A 19,885-nucleotide genomic window follows, 5' to 3' on the forward strand; every position below is an offset into this window, starting at 1 on the left:
TTCAATTACCGACTGGTGCGCCTTACTGCAACAGCGAAATATCCGCTACTTGCAGGAACAGCTCGCGCAGCTGGGCCAGCAGTGTCAGACGGTTAATCCGCACTGCCTGGTCATCCGCGTTCACCATCACTTTATCGAAGAAGTTATCGACCGCTTCGCGCAGCTGCGCCAGTTCGATCAACGCATCCTGATAGCGGCCTTCTGCGAAGTACGGTTGCAGTTTACTGCTGAGCGCCGTGACGAAGGTCGCCAGCTTGATCTCTTCGTTCTCTTTCAGCAGCGAAGCCTGCACGCTGTCGTTCAGCGTTTCGGTTGATTTCGCCAGGATGTTAGAAACACGTTTGTTGGCAGCCGCCAGCGTTGCCGCCGCTTCCAGAGTACGGAAGTGCGAAACCGCTTTCATACGCGCATCGAAATCTGCCGGACGGGTCGGGCGACGAGCCAGTACCGCCTGAATGGTGTCTACACTATGGCCTTCTTCCTGATACCAGGTACGGAAACGGCCCAGCATAAAGTCGATCACATCATCCACGACCTTAGCATTGCTCAGTTTGCTGCCGTAGAGGCGCACCGCTTCTTCCGTCAGGGTTTGCAGATCGAGCGGCAGGTTCTTCTCGACGATAATACGCAGCACGCCCAGCGCAGCACGGCGCAGCGCGAACGGGTCTTTATCGCCTTTCGGATGCTGACCAATCCCGAAGATGCCCGCGAGGGTATCCATTTTGTCGGCAATCGCCACGGCGCAGGCAACCGGGTTAGACGGCAGATCATCACCGGCAAAACGCGGCTGATACTGCTCGTTCAGCGCCACGGCGACATCTTCCGCTTCGCCATCATGGCGCGCGTAGTGCATGCCCATCACACCCTGGGTGTCGGTAAATTCAAACACCATGTTGGTCATCAGGTCGCATTTGGACAGCAGGCCAGCACGGGTTGCATGGTTCACATCGGCACCGATCTGCGCGGCGATCCAGCCAGCCAGCGCCTGAATGCGGTCGGTTTTATCACGCAGCGTACCCAGCTCTTTCTGGAACAGCACCGTTTCCAGACGCGGCAGATGATCTTCCAGACGCTTTTTACGGTCGGTGTTAAAGAAGAATTCAGCATCAGCCAGACGCGGACGGACCACCTTCTCGTTACCGGAGATGATCTGCTGCGGATCGCTGGATTCGATGTTGGCAACAAAGATGAAGTTCGGCAGCAGTTTGCCGTCGTCAGCGTAAACCGGGAAGTATTTCTGGTCACCTTTCATGGTATATACCAGCGCTTCAGCCGGAACCGCGAGGAATTTCTCTTCGAAGGTGGCGGTCAGCACTACCGGCCATTCCACCAGCGAGGTGACTTCTTCCAGCAGGCTATCGCTCAGGTCAGCATTGCCACCCAGCTGCAGCGCCGCTTTTTCCGCATCCGCTTTGATCTGTGCTTTGCGCGCTTCGTAGTCCGCCATCACCTTGCCACGTTCCAGCAGCAGCTGCGGGTATTGATCGGCATTGTCGAGGGTGATTTCCGGCTCGCCCATAAAGCGATGCCCACGGATCACGCGGTCAGACTGAATGCCAAGGATGGTAGCCGGAATCAGCTCCGCACCCAGCAGCAGTGTCACGGTGTGTACCGGACGCACAAATTGCACGTCGCTGGCACCCCAGCGCATCAGTTTCGGGATCGGCAGCTTGCTCAGTGCAGTCGCTACCATGGCAGGCAGCAGCGCCTGAGCGCTTTCGCCTTTCACCTGGGCGCGATACACCAGCCATTCGCCTTTATCGGTGTTCAGACGTTCCGCCTGATCGACGGTGATACCGTTGCCCTTTGCCCAGCCTTCTGCCGCTTTGGTGGCATTGCCGTCAGCATCAAAAGCCGCCGCAATCGCCGGGCCACGTTTTTCAACTTCGCGATCCGGTTGTGCCGCCGCCAGCTGGGCCACTTTCAGTGCCAGACGACGCGGAGCCGCAAACCAGCTGACTTCACCGTGCGCCAGGCCAGCAGCATCCAGTTCAGCAGTCACATGCGCAGCAAAGGATTCCGCCAGGCTGCGCAGCGCTTTCGGAGGCAACTCTTCGGTGCCAATTTCCACCAGGAAAGTTTTATCGGTCATGGCTGCCTCTTACTTGTTGTTATTGCACATCGGGAAGCCCATCGCCTCGCGCGAGGCGTAGTAGGCTTCAGCCACGGCTTTGGTCAGGGTACGGATGCGCAGAATGTAACGCTGACGTTCGGTCACCGAGATCGCCTTACGCGCGTCCAGCAGGTTAAAGCTGTGCGCGGCTTTCAGGATGCGCTCATACGCAGGCAGCGGCAGCGGTTTTTCCAGCGCCAGCAGGCGCTGCGCTTCTTTCTCGTACTGCTCGAAGCAGGTGAAGAGAAAATCCACATCGGCGTATTCGAAGTTGTAGGTCGACTGTTCCACTTCGTTCTGATGGAATACATCACCGTAAGTGGTTTTGCCCAGCGGGCCGTCACTCCAGGTCAGATCGTAGACGCTGTCCACGCTCTGGATATACATCGCCAGACGCTCCAGACCGTAAGTGATCTCACCGGTCACCGGCTTACACTCGAGGCCGCCCACCTGCTGGAAGTAAGTAAACTGCGTCACTTCCATGCCGTTGAGCCACACTTCCCAGCCGAGACCCCAGGCACCCAGCGTCGGGTTTTCCCAGTTATCTTCAACGAAGCGAATGTCGTGCACCGTCGGATCAATACCCAGCTCTTTCAGCGACCCAAGGTACAGCTCCTGAATGTTGTCCGGCGAAGGCTTGATGATCACCTGGAACTGATAGTAGTGCTGTAAACGGTTCGGGTTTTCACCGTAGCGTCCATCGGTAGGACGGCGGGATGGCTGCACATAAGCGGCGGCAATCGGCTCCGGGCCCAATGCACGCAGGCAAGTCATCGGGTGAGAGGTGCCAGCGCCCACTTCCATGTCCAGCGGTTGGACGATGGTGCAGCCCTGACGCGCCCAGTAATCCTGCAAGGTCAGGATCAGGCCCTGAAAGGTCTTGGTATCAAACTTTTGCATGTTGAATTCGCACGCGATACGGGTGGATTAAAAAAGAGTGCGACAGTATACCCTTTGGTCGCGCAATGTGCAGCCGGAAATCCTGACGGCGGTACCAGTAGCCAGATGGCTCTGAATTTCAGACCCAAAGGTTGTTGGCGCGCCTGTCGCTGACTACCCTTCCGGGCAGGACGTTCTGTGCTCGGGGAAGCCATGCCGCAAAAAATCAATTGGATCGACAACTTACGTGCCATCGCCTGCCTGATGGTGATCGTCATTCATACCACCACCTGGTACATCACCGGGCCGCTGGCGGTAACAGGCATCAGTTGGGATGTGGCTAACGTACTCAATTCAGCATCACGCGTCTGCGTGCCACTGTTCTTTATGATTTCAGGTTATCTGTTCTTTGGTGAACGCAGTGCCCAGGGGCGGCATATGCTACGCATCGTGCTGTGCCTGCTGTTCTACAGCGCGGTGGCGCTGGCCTATATCACCTGGCTGACGCCGATCAGCGAAGGTCGCTCGCTGCTGAAGCTGCTACAAAAACCAGTGTTCTATCACCTGTGGTTTTTCTTTGCGATTATCGGTATCTACCTGCTTTCTCCGCTGATTCAGGTGAAAACCGTGCATCCGCGCTACGTGGCGTTGTTAGTCGCGGTGCTGGCGGTGCTGGCGAATCCCAACACAATCAGCCAGTCGGTAGGGCCGTTTCACTGGCTGCCGGTGAATTTGTATGTCAGCGGTGACAGCATTTATTACCTGCTGTATGCACTGCTGGGGCGGGCCATTGGTTGTATGGATACGGAAAAACCGGGCGCCACTCCACTGGCGGCACTGGGTTTTATCGCCTGCGTCATTGGCATCACTCTCGGCACCAAACAGATGCTGCTGATAAACGGCGCGTTCAACGATACCTGGTATCTCTACTGCGGACCGCTGGTATTTATTGCAGCGATCAGCCTGCTGGTATTTTGCAAAAACACCCTGAATCGCCGCACGTTACCGCTAATGGGGACCATTGCACGCTACTCTCTGCCCATTTATGGCTTTCATGCGTTGTTCATCCATTTTCTGCGAACCCACCATTACGATGATATGGCAAATCCATGGCTTGACCTGCCGTGGGTGTTTGGCGTGACGCTAATCGGCAGTTTGCTGCTGGCGATATTGTTGAAGCGGATCGATAAACATCATCTGGTGAGCTGATCGTCCCAGCGTTGCAGCGCCCGACGCAGCTGACGTGCAGAGGAGAAACCCGCGGCCAGCGCGGCTTTTTCTGCGGCTTCGCCCTGCTGCTGACGCTGACGGGCAATCACCAGCCGCAGCTGTTCGTGGTATTCGCGCACGCTAATACCCAGATGCTGGCGGAACAGACGCGTCAGATGCCGCTCGCTGACATGGGCCCGCTCCGCCAGCGCAGGCAGCGACCAGTCATACTCCGGGTGGGCAATCATCACATCCTGCGCGCGGTGAATCGCCGGGTGCAGATGGTTACGATAGCGCAGCCACGGCGAGAGTTGCGGGTCATCACCAGAACGCCGGAACCACACCACCATCTCACGCGCCACCGCCAGCGCCTGACGCGCGCCACATAGCCGGTTAATCAAGTGGAGTGAGAGGTCGATACCGGCGGTAATCCCGGCGCTGCTCCAGATGCCGCCATCTTCAATAAACACCCGGTTTTCTTTTACCAGCGCAGCCGGGGCCGCCGCCTGTAAACGGGGCAACACGTCATGATGCGTGGTGCACTGCACGCCATCCAGCAATCCGGCTTGTGCTGCCAGCAGCGAACCGGAACAGACGCACACCAGGGTGATACGCTGAGCCTGAATATCGGCCTGTTGCTGACGCAACCAGTCACGCGCAATGGCGGCGGCGGGGGTGTCGTAGCAGGTACGTGAATCGTGCACGCCAGGCACCACCAGCAGGCTGTCGGCAGGCAAGCGATCGGGCAGCGGCGCGATGTCGCTGATGGTCATTTGGGTGGAACAGGTGACGCGGGTCTGCGGCCCGATATAGTGCAGCACGAAGTGGCCGCCAGCCAGCTGGAAAGTTTCTGCCGGACCGGTGAGATCGAGCACCATCACCCCAGGCAGAGTCAGGAAGAACACGGGTTGCGGCATAGTGGTGCTCCGGTTGGTTTTTCTTTACGTCCTGCACCTGACCGTAGCGGCGCGATTTATCGCGCATGTTTTAGCAGCAGGTGTCCCGGTTCAAAAGACGCGCGATAAATCGCGCCGCTACATCATAGCCAACCTTAACATCCAACTCATGTCCTATTCGACCATCCTGACGCTGTATCAGGACATCAGCGGTTGCAGTTGCTGATACAGGCGGGCAAAGACTTCACGCTGCGGTTGATAGGCCCGATGTCTGGCCGCATCCGGTTGATGACGTTGCGCCAGCTCCGGCATTGGCAACACGCTATCGGGAGCAACCGCCAGCTGCGCCAGCCGTGCCGCACCCAGCGCAGGTCCCACTTCGCCGCCATGGCAATAATCCAGCGTCAGGCCGCTGATATCTGCCAGCATCTGCCGCCAGTAAGCGCTACGCGCGCCGCCACCAATCAGCATCACCGTTTGTGGTTGCACGCCACATTCATGTACCGCCTCCATTCCTTCCGCCAGGGCAAATCCCACCCCTTCCAGCACCGCACGCGCCAGTTCCGGCCTGCCGTGCTGATGCGTCAGGCCAAAAAATGCCCCCTGCGCCTGCGGGTTGTTATGCGGTGTCCGCTCGCCGGAAAGATAAGGCAGGAACCATACTGGTGAAACATCGCTGCGCGCCTGTTCGGCTTCAGACAGTAGTTGCGGCACATCCTCACAGCCAGTGAGTTTTGCCGCCCAGTCCAGACAGGAGGCCGCACTGAGGATCACAGACATCAAATGCCAGCGCTGCGATAGCGCATGACAAAAGCTGTGTACCGCCCGCTGTGGATTGCTGAGATAGCCATCGCTCACCAGGAAATAGACGCCCGAAGTGCCGAGCGACAACATACCCTGCCCCGGCTCTACCATACCGACACCCACCGCTCCCGCTGCGTTATCACCCCCACCTGCTACCAGCGGCACCGGCTGCATTCCCCAGCGTTGGGCAATCTCTGGCTGCAATGTACCGGTCACCTGGTTGCCTTCAAACAGCTGTGGCATCTGGCGACGATCCAGCCCACAGGCGGTGAGTAACTTATCGCTCCAGTCGCGTTTCGCTACATCGAGCCACAGGGTCCCGGCTGCATCCGACATATCCGTGGCAAAATCGCCGCTTAATCGCCAGCGCAGATAATCCTTGGGTAGTAAGACCTTAGCGATCTGCGCAAAGATCTCAGGTTCATGTTGCTGCACCCACAACAGCTTGGGTGCAGTAAAGCCAGGCATCATCAGGTTGCCGGTGATGGTACGTGCATCCGGCACCTGCTGCTCCAGCTGGCGGCACTGCTCAGCGCTGCGTCCGTCGTTCCAGAGAATCGCCGGACGCAGTACCCGAAACCGGGCATCCAGCAAGGTGGCACCGTGCATCTGGCCACTCAGCCCAATCGCCTGCACGCCGCTTAAATCGTGCTGTTGCGCCAGTGCCTGCATTGCCTGGTCCGTGGCGAGCCACCAGCTTTCGGGATCCTGCTCGCTCCATAGCGGATGCGGGCGCGACACCTGCAACGGTGCGCTTGTTACGGCAACCACCTGCCCCTGCGCATCCAGCAATGCCACTTTGACGCCGGAGGTGCCTAAATCGATCCCGATAACCATGCTGCTCTCCCGAAGGGTTAAAAATCAAAAAGGTAGTGATTCACCAGGTTTTCCAGCTGCTCCTGGCGTCCGCTGCGATGCTGCGGATTGACGATATTTCAGCTGTTCCTGCTGTCCGGCGTGTTCCGGCGCCAGGGCGAGGCGCCAGGCGGAAAATTCCCCTTTGAGGATCTGCTGACCAAACTCTCCGTTCCAGCCGCTGTAGCGCTGTGCGACCCGCTTATCCAGCTCGCCATCCGCTACCATCCGCGCCGCCACTTTCAGCGCCAGCGCCATGGTATCCATCGCGCCAATATGGCCGTAGAACAGGTCATATTTATCGGTGCTCTGACGCCGAACTTTGGCATCAAAGTTTAAGCCGCCAGTGGTGAATCCGCCCGCTTTGATGATTTCGTACATCACCAGCGCATTCTCTTCCACGCTGATCGGGAACTGGTCGGTGTCCCAGCCGCACTGGATATCGCCACGGTTGGCATCCACCGAACCGAAAATCCCCAGCGCAATGGCAGTGGCAATTTCATGGTGGAAGGAGTGGCCCGCCAGCGTGGCGTGGTTAGCTTCCACGTTAACTTTAATCTCTTTCTCCAGCCCGAACTGCTTCAGGAAGCCATATACCGTCGCCACATCGTAGTCATATTGGTGTTTGGTCGGTTCCTGCGGTTTCGGCTCGATCAGCAACATGCCCTGGAAACCGATTTTATGTTTATGGTCCACCACCATCTGCATAAAGCGGCCAATCTGCTCACGTTCCTGGCGCAGGTCGGTATTCAGCAGGGTTTCATAACCTTCTCGGCCGCCCCACAACACATAGTTTTCACCGCCGAGGGTTTGCGTTGCCTGCATGGCGCTGCACACCTGGCTGGCGGCCCAGGCAAAAATTTCCGGATCCGGATTGGTAGCTGCGCCTGCGCCATAGCGTGGATGGGTGAAGCAGTTGGCGGTGCCCCACAGCAGCTTGACGCCGGTGGACTGCTGTTTTTCCGCCATCACATCGCTCATCACCGCCAAATTATTCGCGATAGCTTTTCAGCGAATCGCCTTCCGGCGAGACATCAACATCGTGGAAGCAGTAATAAGGTACGTTGAGCTTATGGAAGAACTCAAAAGCCACGTCGGCCTTCTGTTTCGCCAGTTCGAGTGCATCACCATTCTTCTGCCAGGGGCGATCAAAGGCACCGACACCAAACATATCTGCGCCGTTCCAGCAGAAGGTATGCCAGTAGCAGGCGGCAAAACGCAGATGCTCCGCCATGGTTTTACCAAGAATCACTTCATCAGGATTGTAATGACGAAACGCCAGAGGATTGCGGGTAGCGGCTCCCTCATAACGAACGCGATCAAGCTGGTCGAAATAGGCGTGCATTTTTTGCTCCTTAGCATGAGGACCCGAGTGGTCAGCTTTGAGTCATTATTGTGGTAATGCGTTATGCCGCTTCTCAATTACGATATTTCACACTTAACTTAAGATAATTATTATTTGTGCGTCAGCTCGCAAAATAATGTCGTTATTTTCATTGCACGCCTTCTCGCAGCTGCCTTGCAATCCATTCCTCTGAAAACCTCCAAATATCGATCGCGCTCAAAAAATCGCAAATAAACCAAAAAACGTAATAGCTGGATAAAAATCAGTAATTGATGTTGCCGGAATCTCAGGTCAACAATTCAACCGCCCTGTTCATAGCCTCAAACCTTAAACAACGAAAACAGCCTCCACCCCTACAGGATGAACACCATGAACATGAAAACAACGTTGTTAGCCGTCTGCGCGGCGCTGGCCCTGATAAGCCACGCTGGCGTAGCGAAAGAAGTGAAAATCGGTATGGCGATTGATGACTTACGTCTGGAACGCTGGCAGAAAGACCGTGATATCTTCGTGAAACAGGCGGAAACGTTGGGAGCGACCGTATTTGTCCAGTCCGCCAACGGCAACGAAGAAACCCAGATGTCGCAAATTGAAAATATGATCAACCGCGGCGTCGATGTATTGGTGATCATCCCTTATAACGGCCAGGTATTAAGTAACGTGGTAGCGGAAGCGAAGCGTGAAGGCATTAAGGTTCTGGCCTATGACCGCATGATAAATAACGCCGACATTGATTTTTATATCTCTTTTGATAATGAAAAAGTGGGCGAGCTTCAGGCCGAAAGTATTGTGCAGCAGGTGCCAAAAGGGAATTATTTCCTGATGGGTGGCTCACCGGTTGATAATAACGCGCGCCTGTTCCGCGCCGGACAAATGAAGGTGTTAAAACCCTATATTGATAACGGCAGTATCAAAGTGGTGGGCGATCAGTGGGTTGATGCCTGGCTGCCAGAAAATGCGTTGAAAATTATGGAAAACGCCCTTACCGCCAACAGCAACCATATTGATGCGGTCGTGGCCTCGAACGATGCTACCGCAGGGGGTGCCATTCAGGCGCTGAGCGCACAGGGCCTGGCAGGTAAAGTGGCGATCTCCGGACAGGATGCCGACCTGGCCGCCATCAAACGCATCATGAATGGCACACAAACCATGACGGTGTATAAACCCATCACCCAGCTTGCCACCGAAGCCGCCAAAATCGCGGTTGAACTCGGCAACGGTCAGACCCCGGCCAGCAACGGCAAACTCAATAATGGCCTGAAAGATGTGCCGTCACGCCTGCTGACGCCAATTCCGGTCAACAAAAGCAATATCGAAAGCACCGTAATCAAAGACGGCTTCCATAAGCAGAGCGAACTCTAAGCGCAGCCCGCGAAGGAGAGATGTCGATGTTGCTGGAAATGAACCATATCACTAAGCGCTTCGGCGCGGTGAAAGCGGTGGATGACGTTAGCCTGCGGCTGGAAGCGGGTGAAGTGATGTCGCTGTGCGGCGAAAACGGCTCGGGAAAATCGACACTGATGAAGATCCTGTGCGGGCTTTACCCGCACGGGGACTTTGACGGCAGTATCCATTTTGCTGGCGATGAAATCCAGGCACAGACTATCCGCGATACCGAACGCAAAGGGATTGTGATTATCCATCAGGAGCTGGCGCTGGTGCGTCAGTTGACGGTGATGGAAAACATTTTCCTTGGTGCTGAACTGGGGCGCTACGGCATGGTGGATGACGAAACCATGACCCTGCGCTGCCAGCAGCTGCTGGAGCGGGTCAAACTGAATGTTTCGCCCGACACGCGCGTGGGTGAGCTGGGTTTGGGCCAGCAACAGCTGGTGGAGATTGCCCGCGCCCTGAATAAACAGGTGCGCCTGCTGATCCTCGATGAACCCACCTCCTCCCTGACCGAGCAGGAAACCGAGGTGCTGCTCAGCATCATCAAAAACCTGCGCGAGCATGGTATCGCCTGCATCTATATTTCGCACAAACTCAACGAGGTCAAAGCAATTTCGGACACCATCTGTGTGATCCGCGATGGACAGCATATCGCCACACGTGCGGCGGCTGGCCTGAGTGAGGATGACATCATCACCATGATGGTGGGACGCGAGCTGACCGCGCTCTATCCCCACACGCCGCATGATATCGGCGAGACCCTTTTGCAAGTGGAGAATCTGACCGCCTGGCATCCCGTCAATCGCCATATCCGCCGGGTGAATAACGTCTCTTTCAGCCTGAAGCGCGGTGAAATTCTGGGTATCGCCGGGCTGGTGGGGGCTGGGCGCACCGAAACTGTCCAGTGCCTGTTTGGCGTCTGGCCCGGTCGCTGGCAGGGCGACATCACCCTCAACGGCAAAAAAGTACACATCCGTGACTGCCGGGACGCCATTGCGCATGGCATCGCCATGGTGCCGGAAGATCGTAAAAAGGACGGAATTGTGCCGCTGATGGGGGTGGGCAAAAACATCACCCTGGCGGCATTGGACCAGTTCAGCCAGCGGCTTTCCACACTGGATGAGGCGCTGGAACAACAGGCGATCAACGATGCCATTGTCCGTCTGCGTGTGAAAACCTCCTCTCCCGAATTGCCGATTGGCCGCCTGAGTGGCGGTAACCAGCAGAAAGCGATTCTCGCCAAATGCCTGCTGCTGAATCCACAGATTCTGATTCTCGATGAGCCAACACGCGGCATCGATGTCGGCGCACGTCAGGAGATCTATCTGCTGATCAATGCGCTGGTGCAGCAAGGGATTGCCGTCATTGTCATTTCGTCCGAGCTGCCCGAAGTGCTGGGCCTGAGCGATCGGGTTTTGGTGATGCACGAAGGACAAATCAAAGCCGATCTGATTAACGACAACCTGACTCAGGAGCAGGTGATGGAAGCCGCCCTGCGGAGTGAACACTATGCTTAAGACCGAAAGTACAGAACGCGGCCTTACCACGCCGGGTAAAAGCGCTCCGGGCAAATTCCCGCTGCCGAATTTGCAGGTGCTGGTGATGCTAGGTGCCATCGTGTTGATTGCGCTGTTCTTCACCTGGACCACCGACGGTGCCTGGCTCAGTCCGCGTAACGTCTCCAACCTGCTGCGCCAGACTGCCATCACCGGCATCCTTGCGGTGGGAATGGTGTTTGTCATTATTTCGGCAGAGATCGATCTCTCGGTCGGTTCGATGATGGGCCTGCTCGGCGGTGCGGCGGCGATTTTTGATGTCTGGCTCGGCTGGCCGCTGCCGCTCACCATCGTGGTTACCCTGGTGATGGGGCTGTTGCTCGGCACCTGGAATGGCTGGTGGGTCGCCTATCGTAAAGTCCCCTCTTTTATCGTTACCCTGGCGGGCATGCTGGCGTTTCGTGGCATCCTGGTGGGGATCACCGACGGCACCACCGTTGCGCCCACCAGCCCGGCGATGTCGCAGATTGGGCAAAGCTACCTGCCTGGCGGGGTCGGATTTGGTTTCGGCTTTGCCGGTCTGGCACTGTTTATCCTCTGGCAGTGGCGTTTGCGCCTGCGCCGTCAGCGTCTGGGCTTGTCACAACCCGCCGCGAGTGGTGCCGTTGCACGTCAGGCAATCACCGCCGTTCTGGTGCTGGGGGCAATATGGCTGCTGAATGATTATCGTGGCGTACCGACCCCGGTGCTGCTGCTGGCGTTACTGTTGCTGGGTGGCATGTTTATGGCAACGCGCACCGCCTTTGGCCGCCGTATTTACGCCATTGGCGGCAACCTGGATGCCGCCCGGCTTTCCGGGATCAACGTGGCACGTACCAAGCTGGCGGTGTTTGCTATCAATGGCGTGATGGTGGCGATTGCCGGTTTGATCCTGAGTTCGCGACTGGGCGCGGGTTCTCCCTCTGCGGGTAACATTGCGGAGCTGGATGCCATCGCCGCCTGTGTCATCGGCGGTACCAGCCTGGCGGGAGGTGTCGGGTCTGTCGCGGGTGCGGTGATGGGGGCATTTATCATGGCATCGCTGGATAACGGCATGAGCATGATGGACGTACCGACCTTCTGGCAGTACATCGTCAAAGGCGCGATTCTGCTGCTGGCAGTGTGGATGGATACCGCTACCCGGCGTCGGGTGTAATCGCGTGAGCGATCACAATGTGGCGCAAATTCTTTCTGCTCCCCGGCCAGCCGTGTTATGCAATGCGCTGAGGGTTTAAGGGAACACGCCACTATGCATGAAAAACGCTATCGCATTACGTTGCTGTTCAACGCCAATAAGGTCTATGACCGCCAGGTTGTTGAAGGCGTAGGTGAATATTTACAGGCGTCGCAAACCGACTGGGACATCTTCATTGAAGAGGATTTTCGCTGCCGCATCGATAACATTCGTGAGTGGCTGGGCGACGGGGTGATCGCCGATTACGACGACAGCTCAATTGAAAAGCTGCTGGCGAATGTGTCTGTGCCGATTGTCGGCGTGGGTGGCTCCTATCATCAGCAACAGGACTACCCACCGGTGCATTACATCGCCACCGATAACGCCGCGCTGGTGGAGAGTGCCTTTTTGCATCTGAAAGAAAAAGGTATTAACCGCTTCGCTTTTTACGGCCTGCCCGCCGCCAGCGGTAAACGCTGGGCGCAGGAGCGTGAACATGCCTTCCGCCAGTTGGTGGCACGGGAGCGTTATCAAGGGGTGGTATATCAGGGGATGGAAACGGCCCCAGAAAACTGGCAACACGCGCAGAACCGCCTGGCGGACTGGCTGCAAACGCTGCCGCAGCAGACCGGCATTATCGCCGTCACCGATGCACGCGCGCGCCATCTGTTGCAGGCATGTGAGCATCTGAAGATTCCAGTGCCAGAGAAACTCACGGTTATCGGCATCGACAATGAAGAACTCACCCGTTACCTGTCGCGCGTGGCGCTTTCTTCCGTCGCACAGGGCACACGTCAGATGGGTTATCAGGCCGCCAAGCTGCTGCATCGCTTGCTGGATAAACAGTCGCTGCCGCTACAACGTATCCTGGTGCCGCCGGTAAAAGTGATTGCCCGCCGTTCTACCGATTTTCGTTCGTTACGTGACCCGGCAGTGATTCAGGCGATGCATTACATCCGCTTTAACGCCTGTAAAGGTATCAAGGTGGAACAGGTGCTGGATGCCATCGGCATTTCACGTTCCAATCTGGAAAAACGCTTCCGCGATGAAACGGGCGATACCATTCATGCCATGATTCACCGCGAAAAACTGGAGAAGGCGCGCGAGCTGCTAGCCAGTTCCTCCCTCAGCATCAATGAAATCTCACAGATGTGCGGCTACCCTTCGCTGCAATATTTCTACTCGGTATTTAAGAAAAGTTATGCCACGACGCCGAAGGAGTACCGGCAACATAACGGTGAAAACGTGCTGTGACGCACGGCTAAGATCAACAACGTTGCCCCGTTTGCCGCTATAATTCTGCGGCTACGGTAAAGGAAGATCGTCGTCTCCGGTGAGGCGGCCGGATTTCAAATCCGGTTGGGGCCGCCAGCGGTCCCGGGCAGGTTCGACTCCTGTGATCTTCCGCCACTTTACCTTCTCCACCCAGGACACCTCATGCTATTCAACCCTGCCGATAACATCCCCTTCGCTGGCGACCCACGCAAAGACGATTTACGCCAACGGTTGATGCAGCCGGATGCGCCCAAAGTCATTGCCGTGTCACTATCCAAAGAGCTGGATCGCGAAAGCCGCACGCATCAGCATGCCGCCGGGCAGCTTTACTGCCTGAAACAGGGGTTAATGACGGTCAACACGCCCTCTGGCATCTTCGCCAATCCGCCGCGGCTGGTAGGCTGGATTCCGCCGCACTTTGAACACGCCATCGTCGGGCCGGGCCGCGTGACAGGCTGGACGGTGCTGATTGATGAGGCGCTGGCCTCACCCTTACCGGATAGTCCGGTGCTATTAGCCTGCCCGGCACTGCTGGAGCCACTGGCCGAAAGGCTGGCGACCTTATCCCCGGACCTGTGGGGCAGCGATCGTTACAACCGGCTGAGCGAGGTCTTTCTTGATGAACTCTACCAGGCATCGGTCCAGCCGCTCACCTTACCGTTACCTGAGGACCCACGTCTGTTGCAGATTGCCCGCCAGCTGATGGATGACCCATCCGACGCGCGAACCGGACCGGAGCTGGCGCGCTGGGCCGGACTCAGCCCGCGCAGCCTGAGCCGCCATTGGACCAGCGCCACCGGCATGAGCCTGGCAAAATATCGTCAGGTTGCGCGTTTACTGAACTCATTGCAGGAACTCGCCGCCGGAAAGAGTGTGCAGCAGGTGGCATGGCAGGTCGGATTTGAAAATGTCAGCAGTTATATCAGTGCGTTCCGCAACGCTTTTGGATCAACACCGGGCAAATACTTTGCTACGCCTGCTGTCCGTGCGAATGCAGCATCAGCAGACTAGCCGGGCCGTCCATCGGCGGCAGACTGTGCTGATATTTACGGCGAAACGCGCCGGGGGGGAGATTGAACATGCGGCGGAACGTGCGGCAATAGGTTTGCTGCGAATCAAAACCGAACTGCAAAGCGATGTGCATCAACGGTGTGTTGCCACTGAGCAGTTCAATCACCGAGGCGGTTAACTTCCTCTCACGAATATAGGCACCCAGCGCCAGACCGGTATAACGGCGAAACAGACGTTGCAGGTGCCACTGCGAATACCCCGCCCGCTGGGCAACGGTCTCCAGAATCAGTTTTTGCTCGATATTCGCTTCAATCCAGATCAGCAACTGATGCATGAAGGTCACGTTAATATCCATACTTCCTCCCAATGCTGTCAGGCAAAACCGGGCCTGAATCCGGTCAGTCAGGAGGATTATAAAAAAACCGCAAATGGCTATGTTTATGCGTAAGGCCAATAAATAACGCTAACTCGCCAGTTTGGGATGTGGTGGGGGGTTTGTGTGATAGATCTGAGTATCTCTTCATGGAGACTGGCCTGCTCCTGACGGCGGACGGCTAGAATAAAAAGCCGGAAGGATCATTCAGATCACTTCCGGCTTATTTTTCATCTGGTAATAATAATATCTGGATGTTTTGTAGATTTTATAAAGTCTGAAAAATGTTCATCTCCAAATTTATCACCATGCTCCTCCATCAGGTTAATTGTGTGTGTGATAAATCTTGATAATTCCTTTAATTCATCAACACTTACCTGCAATGACATTTCCTGAAGACTGACTAAGTCACTGTCTTCATTTTCATATCCATAAATTTTCATAGTGCCTCGTGTTTAATCTGGTGGCGTCCATCCATGACTACTAAGCCATATACGAGCTTTTTTAGTTGGATTCGGTATACCACGATGAGCATCGTGAATACCACCGCTCATATTAGAGGATGTTCCATCTGAATAATGAACGTGAGCTTCCTGGCCGAGTATATGCCCCCTGTCAACACGCTGTATTTCCCTCGGAGCCTGCCCTCGCTCAACTTCCTTTTGCATTGAACCAGGCGATGAAGGTTTGCACCTGCTGAGACCTGACGGATCTATCCAGCTGAACGGGTTCGGTGCATACGCGTAGAGATTTTCTCCTCCCGCCAGACCCACCGGGTCCTGGACCGTAAACCGTCCCACCTGCGGGTCATAATACCGGAACAGATTATAATGCAGTCCGGTCTCCCGGTCCGCGTACTGGCCGGCGTAGCGCAGCGGCTGATGGCGCAGCGACGCGCCGTTCAGGTCAGTGCTGAACCAGACTGTCTCTCCCTGTTCTGCATCCTGCTGATGGTCGATTCGCGCCAGCGGGCTCCAGGTTTCTGCCGGGTCATAAACATAGGTCTGCCGGTTGCCGTTCGCCTGCTGCCTGGCGTTTAAAAGTCTTCAAAGGATGAATCAATAGCAGTATGAAATGTAATCTCAATAGGTGGTATTTATACTAACTAATAAGATAAGCGGAACACCCCTGAAAAATAAAGAATTCAACATGTAACTTAAACGAAAAACTTCCTGATTCCTGAGAAAAGACAAACAAGGATTCCTCACCCTTTTCTATAACCGCAGGCATAAAATCAGCACAATACCAATTAGAAACAACCACATCACCTGGGTTACATGCATTAAGCTTTATGCTGACAACGTTGAAATCCTTTCCCCACACCCCCCATTTTTTTGTTTCAACACATGGTTTTTCCTTAGTGTGTATTGTCAACCCTATATGACCACCAGAACCAAAAGTAACATCACCAATTAATAGGTCACCTAGAATTCCATTAGGGTATAGGGATTTTAAAAAGGGATTGCTTTCAACTAAATCTAAAATATTCATAAGTCCTCACTCAGAAATTATAATGGCCATGTGTACCCGGGAAGTCCCCGGTTTTCAAGTTATCAGATGGCCTAATGTTGAAGTGTGGCTCTAAACCATGCCCCTTAGTTGCTTTGAAATGGCCCAAGCTATGCTCCTGTATAAATACGCGTTCACCATTATTATTGTTAAATTCATACTGTCTTGTTTTAACAACCTGGCCATTTTCTCCCATGATGACTTTTCCATTCCCATCCAACAATTCAGGTTTAGATATATCTACAGGATGTTGGCTATTCGGTATTCCTGCATCACGTTTAGCCTGCCTGAATGCATCACGGCGGCTTACCCCTTCAAATGTAGTCTTCTTATTTGGACCACATGCATTCAGACCTAACGGATCGATCCAACTGTACGGATTCGGCGCATACTGATAAAGATTCCAGCCTCCCGCCAGTCCCACCGGGTCCTGCACCGTAAACCGTCCCACCTGCGGATCATAATACCGGAACAGATTATAATGCAGTCCCGTTTCCCGGTCCGCGTACTGCCCGGCGTAGCGCAGCGGCTGATGGTGCAGCGACGCGCTCCCCGGCAGACGGTAAAACCCTTCCGTCTGCCTGCTCACCTCGCCAAAGCTGCCATACTGCCCGCTCCAGCGCACCGTACCCTCTGCATCCGTCACTTCCAGCGGCGCACCGTTCAGGTCCGTGCTGAACCAGACTGTCTCTCCCTGTTCTGCATCCTGCCGATGGTCAATGCGCGCCAGCGGGCTCCAGGTCTCCGCCGGGTCATAAACATAGGTCTGGCGGCTGCCGTTCGCCTGCTGCTCCTGTAACAGGCGATACCCCTGCCACAGGAAGCACGTTTCCTGCTCACCCTGTCCGCTGTTCACCACCTTGCGCGTACGTCTGCCCAGCGCGTCGTAATGATAGTGCGCGGTAAACCGGCCCTGCGGGCCGCTGCCACCGGCGGTTATCAGCCGGTTTTCCGCGTCGTAAGTAAAATGCTGCTCATACTGGCCGCTGCGGCGACGGATGAGGTTGCCCCACGCGTCGTACTTCATAAACAGCTGCTGCCACTGCCGCAGACGGTTATCCCTCACCGCGACGGAAGCCTGCTCCTCATCCACCAGGTTGTCGGCAGCATCGTAGCGGAACCACCGGCTGGCGTGGCCCTGCCGGGCTTCGTAATGTTTCAGCAGGCGGCCTTCGGCGTCATAGCCGTAGTCCACCTGGCCGCGCAGCGTGTCGTGGATACCCGCCAGCTCACCCCGCGCGCAGTAGCGGAAGGCGCGCGACAGGATATCTTTTTCCGGCAGCGCCACCCCGTCTGTCACCGCGCTCTGCTGCCGGGTGCGGCGACCGAGGCTGTCGTACTCCCGGCTCTGCCAGCGCGCCCCCTGGCTGCGCCGGGTTTCCCGGTGCAGCCGGTCACGGGTAAATTCACTCACCAGCTGCCGGTTAAAACGGATGGCGCTGACGTGGCCGGAGCCGTAATGCAGCCAGCTAAGCTGCTGCCCGTCCGGCAGCGTCAGACCGCTGAGGTTGTTCAGTTCATCCCACTGATAATCCAGCGTGCCGCTGCGGCCTGATTCACTCAGCAGACGGCCTGACGCATCGCGCCGGAAAAGGATTTCATCCGCTTCAATACCCAGCGCCGCCCCTTCCTCTGTGGGCGTGCGCGTCACGCTAACCAGCTGACCGGCACGGTCATGCCGGTAACGATATCCGGCATGGCAATGGCTGCGCCCGGTCAGCAGGCCGCTGTCGTCATAGCGAAACTGCTGAATACGACGCGGCAGTCCGCCATCCGGGCCGGGCATACCGTCTTCCCGCATGGCGCTGAGCAGGCCGCGCTCGTCCCACTGCCACAGCCGTTCGGTTTCATCCGGGCGCACTTCACGCAGCGGACGACCGGCGGCGTCATAGTCAAAACGGTATTCACCCCCGTTGCCGTTCTCCAGCCGCAGCAGGTTGCCGCGCGGATCATAATGCCAGCGACGCGTGCGTCCGAGACGATCGGTCTGGCTGACGGGCAGACCTGCGACGTTGTAAGCCCAGCGGATTTCACTGTCCAGCGTATCGCGCCAGGCACTCAGCTGACCGCGCGGGTTCCATATCAGCGTTTCACGGGTGTCGTCGGGATGAATCAGGGTGCACAGCTGCCCGGCGTCCCGCTGATGGTCAATATGCGCCAGCAGGCTCTAGCTTTTCACCAGATCATAAACATACATCTGACAGCTGCCGTTCCTGCAACAGACGATAACCCTGCCGCAGTTTTAGTGCCTTCCTGTGTGGTGGCTAATCAGGTTACCTAAGGCTCCACAAAAATTGTTCGTCGTTCACCACAAGGTTCTTATCCACATCGTAAGGGAACTACATTGTATTATGTATTGGACGCGCTTGTAGTTCTTAGCATAGAGTTCATTCAATAGTTGAATCCGCTGTTCACCATTCGGCAACTTCCAACCCATACTCACTTTTCAACACTGTAAATCCTTTGTTTTTTTTCTCGGAAAAAAAAATTCTATCTTGTGAATTCTTATAAAGTCGCTCATCCCCCCAGAAAAAATCTATATTTCTTTTTATTATCCCCGCCTGTAATCTTATAAAAAAAACATTATCAATCGTTGATGTGCAGAATGTTAAGTCTTCATTATCATCAATTCCTGAAACAAATGACTTAAAATTTTTTTTCATTATGCGAGCATCACACTCATTTTTCAAAAGAACTTGTCTTTCAAAAGCAATATCAATGACAGCTTGATAATCAATATCTTCTTGAATGATCTCATATTCCTTAATATCGTTTTTAGATAATATCAAATCCTTTAGCACTCTAAACTCATTTCTTTCTTTTGCTACTTTAAGCTTCTCCTTAAGATTCATTGACATTTCTTTCTACCCTTCATGTTTGATATGCCTTTTGTGTCTTCTGGTATATGGCCAAGGTGTTGATTATATCTGACCTTGCTTTCCAGTGGATTTCCATGTAAATCATCAGCAGTATGAAGATGCGGACCTCTACCAAACTTATCTTCTTCATGCATTATGATATATTTCCTATCACCATTATTATAAAACTCCCACACCGTTCGATTCTCATATTTAGAATCAAAAACTTTCACAGATTGTGGAGTATTCGTGTTTTTAGGAATACCTAATCTTCTTTTAGCCTCTCTAAACTGAGCTTTGAACGATAGAGAATAATTATTTAGACCCCACGGATCCACCCACCCCATCGGATTCGGCGCATACTGATAAAGATTCCAGCCCCCCGCCAGTCCCACCGGGTCATAGGAACGATTCCGGTGCCATCATACTTTTTAGCGGGGTTAACCTGCTGATTTAATTATTTTTTCATGGCCATTTTTGCCTGCATACTGCTGCACATTAACTCGTAGTCCCCGACGCACGTTTTGCCCTATGCACGCTCGACACGCTGTGACCTTCCCTGCCTGCACTTCCACCATTATAACCGCATAGCCTGCCAATACCTGGCTCTGAACTTTTAGTTAACTTTCATGTTTTAGTTAACTTTCATGGTGGAGG

General features: G+C 55.1%; 17 protein-coding genes, 1 tRNA gene and 2 pseudogenes. 8 read left to right on the plus strand and 12 right to left on the minus strand.

The genetic code is table 11. The annotated features are described in order from the left end of the window. Positions 1-22: 22 nt before the first annotated feature. Positions 23-2,092, minus strand: a complete 2,070-nt coding sequence (gene glyS, locus PW844_RS19900; protein WP_299455551.1) for a glycine--tRNA ligase subunit beta — start codon at positions 2,090-2,092, stop codon at positions 23-25. A 9-nt stretch (positions 2,093-2,101) separates the two neighbouring features. Then, on the minus strand, positions 2,102-3,013 hold the full coding sequence (gene glyQ, locus PW844_RS19905; protein WP_299455553.1) for a glycine--tRNA ligase subunit alpha: 912 nt from the start codon (positions 3,011-3,013) through the stop codon (positions 2,102-2,104). Between the two features lie 192 nt (positions 3,014-3,205). Here glyQ and PW844_RS19910 point away from each other — a divergent pair, with 192 nt between their 5' ends. Then, the gene (locus tag PW844_RS19910; protein WP_299455805.1) at positions 3,206-4,201 is read left to right on the plus strand and encodes an acyltransferase; all 996 of its coding nucleotides are present in this window, start codon (positions 3,206-3,208) and stop codon (positions 4,199-4,201) included. On the opposite strand, the gene PW844_RS19915 is transcribed toward PW844_RS19910, so the two are convergent. The 3 genes and pseudogenes from PW844_RS19915 to xylA all read right to left on the minus strand — a co-directional run bounded on the left by PW844_RS19915 (position 4,186) and on the right by xylA (position 8,101). Continuing rightward, entirely contained in the window at positions 4,186-5,118 is a 933-nt protein-coding gene (locus tag PW844_RS19915; RefSeq protein ID WP_299455555.1) for a GlxA family transcriptional regulator, read from the minus strand. The two genes, PW844_RS19910 and PW844_RS19915, sit on opposite strands and share 16 nt — an antisense overlap. 177 nt (positions 5,119-5,295) lie before the next feature. Next, complete coding sequence (gene xylB, locus PW844_RS19920) at positions 5,296-6,738, minus strand: xylulokinase (protein WP_299455557.1); 1,443 nt, start codon at positions 6,736-6,738, stop codon at positions 5,296-5,298. Positions 6,739-6,755: 17 nt separating this feature from the next. Next, positions 6,756-8,101: pseudogene (gene xylA, locus PW844_RS19925) on the minus strand (xylose isomerase). A gap of 369 nt (positions 8,102-8,470) precedes the next feature. Between xylA and xylF the strand changes: the two are divergent. The 6 genes from xylF to PW844_RS19955 all read left to right on the plus strand — a co-directional run bounded on the left by xylF (position 8,471) and on the right by PW844_RS19955 (position 14,488). Continuing rightward, complete coding sequence (gene xylF / locus PW844_RS19930) at positions 8,471-9,463, plus strand: D-xylose ABC transporter substrate-binding protein (protein WP_299455559.1); 993 nt, start codon at positions 8,471-8,473, stop codon at positions 9,461-9,463. Between the two features lie 20 nt (positions 9,464-9,483). After that, positions 9,484-11,010: a xylose ABC transporter ATP-binding protein gene (locus tag PW844_RS19935; protein ID WP_299455561.1), complete on the plus strand. Its 1,527-nt coding sequence runs from the start codon at positions 9,484-9,486 to the stop codon at positions 11,008-11,010. Then, a complete protein-coding gene (gene xylH / locus PW844_RS19940) occupies positions 11,003-12,184 on the plus strand; it encodes a xylose ABC transporter permease XylH (RefSeq protein ID WP_299455563.1) in 1,182 nt (393 codons plus the stop codon). The genes PW844_RS19935 and xylH overlap by 8 nt, the downstream gene beginning before the upstream one ends. 93 nt (positions 12,185-12,277) lie before the next feature. Beyond that, positions 12,278-13,456, plus strand: coding sequence for a D-xylose utilization transcriptional activator XylR (gene xylR, locus PW844_RS19945; RefSeq protein ID WP_299455565.1), 1,179 nt, complete (start codon positions 12,278-12,280; stop codon positions 13,454-13,456). A gap of 61 nt (positions 13,457-13,517) precedes the next feature. After that, positions 13,518-13,612 (plus strand) — tRNA-Sec (locus tag PW844_RS19950). A gap of 27 nt (positions 13,613-13,639) precedes the next feature. Further along, positions 13,640-14,488 (plus strand): helix-turn-helix transcriptional regulator, encoded by an 849-nt coding sequence (locus PW844_RS19955; RefSeq protein WP_299455567.1) that lies wholly within the window; start codon positions 13,640-13,642, stop codon positions 14,486-14,488. Here PW844_RS19955 and PW844_RS19960 read toward each other — a convergent pair. The 3 genes from PW844_RS19960 to PW844_RS19970 form a co-directional block, all read right to left on the minus strand. Next, positions 14,448-14,843, minus strand: coding sequence for a helix-turn-helix domain-containing protein (locus PW844_RS19960; RefSeq protein WP_299455569.1), 396 nt, complete (start codon positions 14,841-14,843; stop codon positions 14,448-14,450). The two genes, PW844_RS19955 and PW844_RS19960, sit on opposite strands and share 41 nt — an antisense overlap. A gap of 248 nt (positions 14,844-15,091) precedes the next feature. After that, a complete protein-coding gene (locus PW844_RS19965) occupies positions 15,092-15,304 on the minus strand; it encodes a hypothetical protein (protein ID WP_208713479.1) in 213 nt (70 codons plus the stop codon). 12 nt (positions 15,305-15,316) lie between these two features. Then, a complete protein-coding gene (locus PW844_RS19970) occupies positions 15,317-15,766 on the minus strand; it encodes an RHS repeat-associated core domain-containing protein (protein ID WP_367187769.1) in 450 nt (149 codons plus the stop codon). Here PW844_RS19970 and PW844_RS19975 point away from each other — a divergent pair. Further along, positions 15,692-15,901: a hypothetical protein gene (locus PW844_RS19975; protein ID WP_299455573.1), complete on the plus strand. Its 210-nt coding sequence runs from the start codon at positions 15,692-15,694 to the stop codon at positions 15,899-15,901. The two genes, PW844_RS19970 and PW844_RS19975, sit on opposite strands and share 75 nt — an antisense overlap. 61 nt (positions 15,902-15,962) lie before the next feature. On the opposite strand, the gene PW844_RS19980 is transcribed toward PW844_RS19975, so the two are convergent. From PW844_RS19980 to PW844_RS19995, 4 genes and pseudogenes are all read right to left on the minus strand, one after another. Continuing rightward, complete coding sequence (locus PW844_RS19980; RefSeq protein WP_299455575.1) at positions 15,963-16,352, minus strand: hypothetical protein; 390 nt, start codon at positions 16,350-16,352, stop codon at positions 15,963-15,965. Positions 16,353-16,362: 10 nt separating this feature from the next. Next, positions 16,363-18,507 (minus strand): annotated as a pseudogene (locus tag PW844_RS19985) (RHS repeat-associated core domain-containing protein); the annotation flags it as partial. 274 nt (positions 18,508-18,781) lie between these two features. Continuing rightward, positions 18,782-19,228 carry a hypothetical protein gene (locus tag PW844_RS19990; protein WP_299455577.1) on the minus strand — a complete coding sequence of 149 codons (447 nt, stop codon included), beginning with the start codon at positions 19,226-19,228 and terminating at the stop codon, positions 18,782-18,784. Then, positions 19,219-19,566 (minus strand): HNH/endonuclease VII fold putative polymorphic toxin, encoded by a 348-nt coding sequence (locus PW844_RS19995; RefSeq protein ID WP_299455579.1) that lies wholly within the window; start codon positions 19,564-19,566, stop codon positions 19,219-19,221. The genes PW844_RS19990 and PW844_RS19995 overlap by 10 nt, the downstream gene beginning before the upstream one ends. Between the last annotated feature and the right edge of the window lie 319 nt (positions 19,567-19,885).

This window comes from Pantoea sp. (genome assembly GCF_028283705.1).
GTDB lineage: Bacteria > Pseudomonadota > Gammaproteobacteria > Enterobacterales > Enterobacteriaceae > Pantoea.

Coding starts and splice junctions, on each gene's coding strand:
- glyS (WP_299455551.1), bottom strand. CDS start 2,092: ATGACCGATAAAACTTTCCTGGTGGAAATTGGCACCGAAGAGTTGCCT.
- xylH (WP_299455563.1), top strand. CDS start 11,003: ATGCTTAAGACCGAAAGTACAGAACGCGGCCTTACCACGCCGGGTAAA.
- PW844_RS19935 (WP_299455561.1), top strand. CDS start 9,484: ATGTCGATGTTGCTGGAAATGAACCATATCACTAAGCGCTTCGGCGCG.
- PW844_RS19910 (WP_299455805.1), top strand. CDS start 3,206: ATGCCGCAAAAAATCAATTGGATCGACAACTTACGTGCCATCGCCTGC.
- xylB (WP_299455557.1), bottom strand. CDS start 6,738: ATGGTTATCGGGATCGATTTAGGCACCTCCGGCGTCAAAGTGGCATTG.
- PW844_RS19975 (WP_299455573.1), top strand. CDS start 15,692: ATGCAGTCCGGTCTCCCGGTCCGCGTACTGGCCGGCGTAGCGCAGCGG.
- PW844_RS19990 (WP_299455577.1), bottom strand. CDS start 19,228: ATGTCAATGAATCTTAAGGAGAAGCTTAAAGTAGCAAAAGAAAGAAAT.
- xylR (WP_299455565.1), top strand. CDS start 12,278: ATGCATGAAAAACGCTATCGCATTACGTTGCTGTTCAACGCCAATAAG.
- PW844_RS19915 (WP_299455555.1), bottom strand. CDS start 5,118: ATGCCGCAACCCGTGTTCTTCCTGACTCTGCCTGGGGTGATGGTGCTC.
- PW844_RS19955 (WP_299455567.1), top strand. CDS start 13,640: ATGCTATTCAACCCTGCCGATAACATCCCCTTCGCTGGCGACCCACGC.
- PW844_RS19960 (WP_299455569.1), bottom strand. CDS start 14,843: ATGGATATTAACGTGACCTTCATGCATCAGTTGCTGATCTGGATTGAA.
- xylF (WP_299455559.1), top strand. CDS start 8,471: ATGAACATGAAAACAACGTTGTTAGCCGTCTGCGCGGCGCTGGCCCTG.
- glyQ (WP_299455553.1), bottom strand. CDS start 3,013: ATGCAAAAGTTTGATACCAAGACCTTTCAGGGCCTGATCCTGACCTTG.
- PW844_RS19980 (WP_299455575.1), bottom strand. CDS start 16,352: ATGAATATTTTAGATTTAGTTGAAAGCAATCCCTTTTTAAAATCCCTA.
- PW844_RS19965 (WP_208713479.1), bottom strand. CDS start 15,304: ATGAAAATTTATGGATATGAAAATGAAGACAGTGACTTAGTCAGTCTT.